The organism is Pseudomonas sp. Pseusp11, from assembly GCF_047304405.1.
Taxonomy (GTDB): Bacteria; Pseudomonadota; Gammaproteobacteria; order Pseudomonadales; family Pseudomonadaceae; genus Aquipseudomonas.
Genome location: NZ_JBGLZF010000030.1, coordinates 62,777 through 70,890 on the forward strand (window position 1 = coordinate 62,777; position 8,114 = coordinate 70,890).

An 8,114-nucleotide genomic window follows, 5' to 3' on the forward strand; every position below is an offset into this window, starting at 1 on the left:
TTGTCCCACATCCAGCTGCTGCTCACCCAATTGTGAAGATCGCTGCATGTCCCTGTGGCAACGGGTGTTTGGGAGTATGTGGCGGGCATAAAAAAGGGAGGCCGCTGGGGCCTCCCTGTTTCATTGCGATGTGCCGTTACAAACTGGCAATTCGCGCATGTTGCTCCGCCAGCTTGCCCAAAGCCTGTTCAGCTTCAGCCAGTTTGGCGCGTTCCTTCTCGATGACTTCGGCCGGAGCCTTGTCGACGAAACCGGCGTTGGACAGCTTGCCGCCCACCCGCTGAACTTCACCTTGCAGACGCAGGATTTCCTTGTCCAGACGCGCCAGTTCGGCGTCCTTGTCGATCAGGCCGGCCATCGGCACCAGCACTTCCATCTCGCCAACCAGTGCGGTGGCGGACAGCGGTGCTTCTTCGCCAGCCTTCAGAACAGTGATCGATTCCAGGCGAGCCAGCTTCTTCAGCAGGGCTTCGTTCTCGGTGAGACGGCGCTGATCTTCGGCGCTGACGTTTTTCAGGAACAGGTTCAGCGGCTTGCCTGGACCGATGTTCATCTCGCCACGAATGTTACGCGTGCCGAGCATCAGACCCTTGAGCCATTCGATATCGTCTTCGGCAGCCTGGTCGATGCGTGCCTCAACGGCCACTGGCCAAGGTTGCAGCATGATCGTCTTGCCTTGAATACCGGCCAGCGGCGCAACGCGCTGCCAGATTTCTTCGGTGATGAATGGCATGAACGGGTGAGCCAGGCGCAAAGCGACTTCCAGCACTCGAACCAGAGTGCGACGGGTGCCGCGCTGACGTTCGACCGGTGCGTTTTCGTCCCACAGCACAGGCTTGGACAGTTCCAGGTACCAGTCGCAATACTGGTTCCAGATGAACTCGTACAAGGCTTGTGCCGCCAGGTCGAAACGGAACTGATCGAGCTGACGGGTCACTTCGGCTTCAGTGCGTTGCAACTGCGAGATGATCCAGCGATCCGCCAGGGACAGCTCATAGGCTTCGCCGTTCTGGCCGCAGTCTTCACCTTTGTCCAGTACGTAGCGCGCGGCGTTCCAGATCTTGTTGCAGAAGTTGCGGTAGCCTTCGACGCGGCCCATGTCGAACTTGATGTCGCGACCGGTGGACGCCAGCGAGCAGAACGTGAAGCGCAGGGCGTCGGTGCCGTAGCTGGCGATGCCGTCGGCGAACTCGTCGCGGGTCTGCTTCTCGATCTTCTTCGCCAGTTTCGGCTGCATCATGCCGGAGGTGCGTTTTTGCACCAGATCTTCCAGTTCGATACCGTCAATGATGTCCAGCGGGTCCAGGACGTTGCCCTTGGACTTGGACATCTTCTGGCCCTGGCCATCACGTACCAGACCGTGTACATACACGGTCTTGAACGGAACCTGCGGCGTGCCGTCTTCATTTTTCACCAAGTGCATGGTGAGCATGATCATTCGGGCAACCCAGAAGAAAATGATGTCGAAACCGGTCACCAGCACGTCGGTGGAGTGGAATTTCTTCAGGAATTCGGTCTGCTCCGGCCAGCCCAGGGTGGAGAAGGTCCACAGGCCCGAACTGAACCAGGTATCCAGAACGTCGTTGTCTTGTTGCAGCGCAACATCCGGCCCGAGATTGTGCTTGGCACGTACTTCGGCTTCGTCGCGACCGACGTAGACCTTGCCCGACTCGTCGTACCAGGCCGGAATCCGGTGGCCCCACCACAGCTGACGGCTGATGCACCAGTCCTGGATATCGCGCATCCACGAGAAGTACATGTTTTCGTACTGCTTGGGCACGAACTGGATGCGGCCGTCTTCAACCGCGGCGATGGCCGGCTCGGCCAATGGCTTGGTGGACACGTACCACTGATCGGTCAGCCACGGCTCGATGATGGTGCCGGAGCGGTCGCCTTTCGGCACTTTCAGGGCGTGGTCGTCGACGCTGACCAGCAGGCCGGCCGCTTCGAACGCAGCGACGATTTCCTTGCGGGCCTGCTCGCGGTTGAGGCCGACGAAATCGGCGGGCAGTGTGCCGTCGATCTGCTCGTTAACGCTGCCATCGAGGTTGAACACTTGGGCTGCTGGCAGCACGTCGGCATTCTTGTCGAAGATGTTCAGCAGCGGCAGGTTGTGGCGCTTGCCGACTTCGTAGTCGTTGAAGTCGTGGGCCGGAGTGATTTTCACGCAACCGGTGCCGAATTCAGGGTCGCAGTAATCGTCGGCGATGATCGGGATGCGGCGGCCGACCAGCGGCAGTTCGACAAATTTGCCGATCAGGGCTTTGTAGCGTTCATCGTTCGGGTTAACTGCCACGGCGGCGTCGCCGAGCATGGTTTCCGGACGCGTGGTCGCGACGATCAGGTAGTCGTTGCCTTCAGCGGTTTTGGCGCCATCGGCCAGCGGGTACTTCAGGTTCCACAGGAAACCTTTCTCGTCGTGGTTTTCCACTTCAAGGTCGGAAATCGCCGTGTGCAGCTTGGTGTCCCAGTTGACCAGACGCTTGCCGCGGTAGATCAGACCGTCTTCGTGCAGGCGCACGAAGGCTTCTTTCACCGCTTCCGAGAGGCCGTCGTCCATGGTGAAGCGCTCGCGGCTCCAGTCTACGGACGAGCCGAGGCGGCGGATCTGGCGGCTGATGTTGCCGCCGGACTGATCCTTCCATTCCCAGACTTTCTCGAGGAATTTCTCACGGCCCAGATCGTGGCGATTCTGGCCCTGGGCTTCGAGTTGACGCTCCACCAGCATTTGCGTGGCGATACCGGCGTGGTCGGTGCCTGGCTGCCACAGGGTGTTGCGACCCTGCATACGGCGGAAACGGATCAGGGCGTCCATGATCGCGTTGTTGAAGCCGTGACCCATGTGCAGGCTGCCGGTGACGTTCGGCGGCGGGATCATGATGGTGTAGGACTCGCCCGCGCCTTGCGGGGCGAAGTAATTCTCAGACTCCCAGGTGTTGTACCAGGAAGTTTCAATGGCGTGCGGCTGGTAGGTCTTATCCATGCGCGGCGGGACCCTATTGGCATTTATTCAGGAAAAGCCGGGAAGTATAGCGGGGCACGGGGCGTAGGGCGAGCAGGGGCGGACAGGGCGCAGATCAAATTGTGAAAGGGGCCCGTGGCGAGGGAGCTTGCTCCCGTTGGGGCGCGAAGCGGCCCCGGCACCATCAAGTCAGGTGTATCAGGTACACCGAGTGTTCGGGTTTTGCGGCTGCTTCGCAGCCGAGCGGGAGCAAGCTCCCTCGCCACAGAAGCCTGCTCGGTTCAGGATTTACTCGTACTGGCTGAGCAACCGTTCCATCCGCGCATCCAGCCGGCGTTTGATTTCGGTTTCGATGTGCGGGGCGAAGTCGTCGATCACGTCTTGCATGATCAATTGCGCGGCGGCGCGCAGCTCGCTATCAAGGTGCAACAGGGCATCGGGGCCCTTGTTGGCGGCAGGAGCCGGCTGGGCGGCCGGGGCGGGTGGTGGCGGTTCGACCTGCGGCGCATGGCCGACGGTGTCGAACAGCATGGGAATCTGTTCCTGGTCGCCTTCAATGACGGCGTCGGTCAGCAACGGCGGTTGCAGGTTGTCATCGCCGAGCAGTTGGCGGATCGACTCAAGGTCTTCCAGCAGGTGCACGGACTTTTGCGGTGGTTTTGGAGTGTCCATCGGAATGCTCAGAGTCGCTGTAAACGGTGATCTTGCAGAGGATAGCCCTGTTCGCGGTAGAAACGAAAACTCTCCCGCGCAGCCGCACGAATCGCCGGGTCTTCCACCACAACTTCCGCCACGCGGGCGAACTGTCTGGCAAAGGCCGGGACTTTCAGGTCGAGATTGACCAGCAGATCCTGATGCTGACCGCAGTCATCGCCAAGACCCAAAACAATCAAGCCGTCCGGCTCGCTTTCGGCAGGGCCGTGGGGCACGAAGCTTTCGCCTTTGAACGCCCACAACCGCGCATCGAGCGTGTCACGCTGGGCGGCATCGCTGCAATGCAGGTAAATGCGGTGGCCCATGCGCCAGGCTTTTTCGGTGAGCTTGCAGGCGAAATCCAGCCGCGCCGAAGGATCGGCGCTGGGCAGGATATAGAAGTCGACTTTGGTCATTGCGGTTCCTGAGCCTTGAGCGGCGTCACCAGAAAGCGGCGCAGCTCAAGGTCATCGGTTTCAGGCTTTGGCGCGGTCCAGCAGGTATTGGGTCAGCAGGGGAACCGGACGGCCAGTGGCGCCCTTGTCCTTGCCGCCGCTGGTCCAGGCCGTGCCGGCGATGTCCAGGTGCGCCCAGTTCAGGTTCTTGGTGAAGCGCGACAGGAAGCAGGCAGCGGTGATGGTGCCGGCTTTCGGGCCGCCGATGTTGGCGATGTCGGCGAACGGGCTGTCCAGCTGCTCTTGATATTCATCGAACAGCGGCAGTTGCCAGGCGCGGTCGTCGGCGGATTGGCCGGCGCTCAGCAGTTGGCCGATCAGCTCGTCGTTGTTGCCCAGCAGGCCCGAGGTGTGGGCGCCCAGTGCCACGACACAAGCACCGGTCAGGGTGGCGATGTCGATCACCGCTTGCGGCTTGAAGCGTTCGGAGTAGGTCAGGGCATCGCACAGCACCAGACGGCCTTCGGCGTCGGTGTTGAGGATTTCCACGGTCTGGCCGCTCATGGTGGTGACGATGTCGCCCGGACGCGAAGCGTTGCCGCTCGGCATGTTCTCGGCGCAGGCCAGGATGCACACCAGGTTGATCGGCAGTTTCAGCTCAAGCACGGCGCGCAGCGTACCGAACACGCTGGCGGCGCCGCCCATGTCGTACTTCATCTCATCCATGCCGGCGCCCGGCTTGAGGCTGATGCCGCCGGTGTCGAAGGTGATGCCTTTGCCGACCAGCGCGTACGGCTTCTCGGATTTCTTGCCGCCGTTGTATTGCATGACGATCAGGCGCGGTGGCTGGGCGCTGCCCTGGCCGACGGCGTAGAACGAGCCCATGCCCAGGTCCTTGATCTTCTTCTCATCGAGGACTTCGACTTTCAGGCTTTTGAACTCTTTGCCCAGGTTCTTGGCTTGTTCGCCAAGGAACGTCGGGTGGCAGATGTTCGGCGGCAGGTTGCCCAGGTCACGGGTGAAGGCCATGCCGTTGGCGATCGCGGTGGCGTGGGCCACGGCGCGTTCGACTTCAGCCTGTGCCGCCTTGATGGTCACCAGCGTGACTTTCTTCAGGGCGCGCGGGTCGGCTTTCTGGCTCTTGAACTGTTCGAAGGTGTACTCGCCGTCCACCAGGGTTTCGGCCAGCAGGCGGGTCTTGCCATAGCTGTCACGGCCCTTGACCACCACTTCGTCCAGGGCCAGCACTGCATCGCTGCCGCCCAGACCTTTCAGGGTATTGAGGATGCCGGCGATGATTTTGCGGAACGGGCGATCGCCCAGTTCTTCATCCTTGCCCACGCCCACCAGCAGCACGCGTTCGGCCTTGAGGTTGGGCAGGCTGTGCAGCAACAGGCTTTGGCCGACTTTGCCGGCCAGGTCGCCGCGCTTGAGCACTGCGCTGATAGCGCCGCCGCTCAGTTCGTCGAGTTGTTTGGCTACGGAGCCGAGCTTGCGGCCTTCGCGGACGGAGACCACCAGTGTGGCGGTCTTCAACGTTTCCGGGCTAACGCTTTTTACAACCAGTTCCATGTCCGGGTCCCTGAATTAATGGTCAAACTGCGCGACGCGCAGAGGCTTGCTTATAAGTAGAAAGACGCTGGTGTATTGCCAGCGACAAAGGCAGCAGTTTGAACCTCGCTGCCTGCGCCTGACAACCCTCGGTTATGCGAACTTCAGCGGTTCAGGCGCCTGCTTGAGCATGTGCAGTGACAGGCGCACTCAATCACAGGATAATGCGCATCTTTTTCGGCGGCTCTGCCCTGCGGGCCGGCTGATATGTTTGCTTGTTTGGCCGCTTAGCCTGACAACCCTGGAGTGTCTGGTTTGATTGTCTTCCGTTATCTATCCCGCGAAGTCCTGTTGACCTTGAGCGCCGTCAGCGCCGTGCTGCTGGTCATCATCATGAGCGGACGCTTCATCAAATACCTCGCCCAGGCGGCCTCCGGGCTCCTGGACCCGGGCTCGCTGTTCCTGATCATGGGCTTTCGTCTGCCGGGTTTCCTGCAGCTGATCCTGCCTTTGGGGCTGTTTCTCGGGATCCTGCTGGCCTACGGTCGTCTGTACCTTGAAAGCGAAATGACCGTGTTGTCTGCCACTGGCATGAGCCAGCAGCGTCTGTTTGTCATGACTCTTTTTCCGGCGACCCTGGTTGCCCTGGTCGTGGCGTGGCTGAGCCTGAGCCTGGCGCCACAAGGTGCCAACCAGTTCCAGCTGCTGCTGAACAAACAGGATGCACTGACCGAGTTCGACACCCTCGAGCCGGGTCGCTTCCAGGCCTTGCGCGACGGCACTCGGGTGACCTACACCGAGCAACTGTCGGATGACCGCATCAATCTGGGCGGCGTGTTCATTTCGCAAAAGAATGTCAGTTCCGACAACAAGGATCGGGGGATTTCCGTGCTGGTAGCCGAGAAGGGCCGTCAGGAAATCAGGCCCGATGGCAACCGTTACCTGATTCTCGACAACGGCTACCGCTACGACGGTAATCCGGGTCTGGCCGACTACCGCGCCATCAAGTACGACGAATACGGCGTATTACTGCCAAAACCGGACGTCAGCGACGAAGTGACCGACCGTGATGCGATGACCACCAGTTCCTTGCTGGCCAGCGACGACATCCGTTCGCGTACCGAACTGCAATGGCGCCTGTCCCTGCCGTTGCTGGTCTTCATCGTGACCCTGATGGCGGTGCCGCTGTCGCGGGTCAACCCGCGCCAGGGCCGTTTCCTCAAGCTGCTGCCGGCGATTCTTCTTTATATGGCTTACCTGACCATCCTGATTGCCGCTCGCGGCGCCCTAGAAAAGGGCAAGATCCCGCCGGTGTTGGGCTTGTGGTGGGTGCATGCAGTTTTCCTGGCCATCGGTCTGGGCTTGCTGTACTGGGAGTTGCTGAGCTTGAAGATGGCGAGTCGCCGCAGCGCGCTGGAGGTGGCCCGTGGATAAGCTCGATCGCTACATCGGTAGCAGTGTGTTCATCGCGATCCTGGCTGTTCTGGGGATTATTCTGGGCTTGGCCACGCTGTTCGCCTTCATCGATGAAATGAGCGAAGTCAGCGATACCTACACGCTGATGGATGTCCTGAGTTACGTGTTGCTGACCGCGCCGCGCCGCCTGTACGACATGTTGCCGATGGCGGCGCTGATCGGTTGCCTGATTGGCCTCGGCAGTCTGGCCAGTCACAGCGAGCTGACCATCATGCGTGCCGCCGGTGTGTCCATCGGTCGGATCGTCTGGGCCGTGATGAAGCCGATGCTGATCCTGATGGTGGTAGGGCTGGTGATCGGCGAATACGTCGCGCCGGCCACGGAAGTCACCGCTCAGGCCAACCGCTCGCTGGCTCAGGGCAGTGGCGATGCGCAAAGCGCCAAGCACGGTTTGTGGCACCGTCAGGGTGATGAGTTCATTCACGTCAACTCCGTACAACCCAACGGTCTGCTGTACGGTGTGACCCGTTATCGTTTTGACGATCAGCGCCACATGCTGTCTTCGAGCTTCGCCAAACGTGCGGAATTCGATACCGATCACTGGCAACTGACCGATGTCACGACCACGCTGTTCCATGACAAAAGTACCGAGGTTGTGACTGCTCCGGTGGAGCGCTGGGAAATTGCTCTGAGCCCGCAGCTGCTGAGTACCGTGGTAATGGCGCCCGAGTCGTTGTCGATCAGCGGTCTGTGGAATTACATCCACTACCTGGCTGACCAGGGCCTGAGTAACGGACGTTACTGGCTGGCGTTTTGGGTCAAGGTGTTGCAGCCGCTGGTGACCGCCGCATTGGTGTTGATGGCGATTTCCTTCATCTTCGGTCCGTTGCGTTCGGTGACCCTCGGTCAGCGGGTCTTCACTGGTGTACTGGTGGGCTTCACCTTCCGTATCGTCCAGGATTTGCTCGGGCCTTCGAGCCTGGTGTTCGGTTTCTCGCCGCTGTTTGCGGTGCTGGTGCCGGCCGGTGTCTGCGCCCTGGCCGGGGTCTGGTTGCTGCGCCGGGCCGGTTGATTGTAGGAGCCGGCTTGCTGGCGAT

General features: G+C 60.7%; 6 protein-coding genes. 2 read left to right on the top strand and 4 right to left on the bottom strand.

Going from position 1 to position 8,114, the window contains the following annotated elements; all coding sequences use genetic code 11:
• Nucleotides 1-136: 136 nt before the first annotated feature.
• From ACCC96_RS22130 to ACCC96_RS22145, 4 genes are all read right to left on the bottom strand, one after another.
• On the bottom strand, nucleotides 137-2,983 hold the full coding sequence (locus ACCC96_RS22130) for a valine--tRNA ligase (RefSeq protein ID WP_258671094.1): 2,847 nt from the start codon (nucleotides 2,981-2,983) through the stop codon (nucleotides 137-139).
• A 267-nt stretch (nucleotides 2,984-3,250) separates the two neighbouring features.
• The gene (locus tag ACCC96_RS22135; RefSeq protein ID WP_018927097.1) at nucleotides 3,251-3,634 is read right to left on the bottom strand and encodes a hypothetical protein; all 384 of its coding nucleotides are present in this window, start codon (nucleotides 3,632-3,634) and stop codon (nucleotides 3,251-3,253) included.
• Between the two features lie 8 nt (nucleotides 3,635-3,642).
• Entirely contained in the window at nucleotides 3,643-4,071 is a 429-nt protein-coding gene (locus ACCC96_RS22140) for a DNA polymerase III subunit chi (protein WP_413696903.1), read from the bottom strand.
• 60 nt (nucleotides 4,072-4,131) lie between these two features.
• On the bottom strand, nucleotides 4,132-5,622 hold the full coding sequence (locus tag ACCC96_RS22145; protein WP_413696904.1) for a leucyl aminopeptidase: 1,491 nt from the start codon (nucleotides 5,620-5,622) through the stop codon (nucleotides 4,132-4,134).
• Between the two features lie 294 nt (nucleotides 5,623-5,916).
• Here ACCC96_RS22145 and lptF point away from each other — a divergent pair, with 294 nt between their 5' ends.
• Both lptF and lptG read left to right on the top strand, forming a co-directional pair.
• The gene (gene lptF / locus ACCC96_RS22150) at nucleotides 5,917-7,035 is read left to right on the top strand and encodes an LPS export ABC transporter permease LptF (RefSeq protein ID WP_413696905.1); all 1,119 of its coding nucleotides are present in this window, start codon (nucleotides 5,917-5,919) and stop codon (nucleotides 7,033-7,035) included.
• Nucleotides 7,028-8,089: an LPS export ABC transporter permease LptG gene (gene lptG / locus ACCC96_RS22155; RefSeq protein ID WP_019647754.1), complete on the top strand. Its 1,062-nt coding sequence runs from the start codon at nucleotides 7,028-7,030 to the stop codon at nucleotides 8,087-8,089. Before lptF ends, lptG begins: the two co-directional genes overlap by 8 nt.
• Nucleotides 8,090-8,114: the final 25 nt, after the last annotated feature.